1 pseudogene is annotated in these 371 nt (G+C 61.7%); it reads left to right on the forward strand.

Annotated features, from left to right (window positions below):
* Positions 1–371: pseudogene (locus GV764_RS06810) on the forward strand (transketolase); the annotation flags it as partial.

Raw genomic sequence — 371 nt, forward strand, 5'->3', positions numbered from 1 at the left:
CCGGCGAAAATCGCCAGCCGTAAAGCATCCCAGAACGCCATCGAAGCCTTCGGTCCGCTGTTGCCGGAATTCCTCGGCGGCTCCGCTGACCTGGCGCCGTCTAACCTGACAATCTGGTCCGGCTCGAAAGCGATTAACGAAGACGCGGCAGGTAACTACATCCACTACGGCGTGCGTGAATTCGGGATGACCGCCATCGCCAACGGTATCGCCCTGCACGGCGGCTTCCTGCCGTACACCTCCACCTTCCTGATGTTTGTGGAATACGCCCGTAACGCGGTGCGTATGGCGGCGCTGATGAAGCAGCGCCAGGTGATGGTTTACACCCACGACTCCATCGGTCTGGGCGAAGACGGCCCGACCCACCAGCC

Origin of the sequence: Atlantibacter hermannii, assembly GCF_009907385.1 — a bacterium.
GTDB lineage: Bacteria > Pseudomonadota > Gammaproteobacteria > Enterobacterales > Enterobacteriaceae > Atlantibacter > Atlantibacter hermannii_A.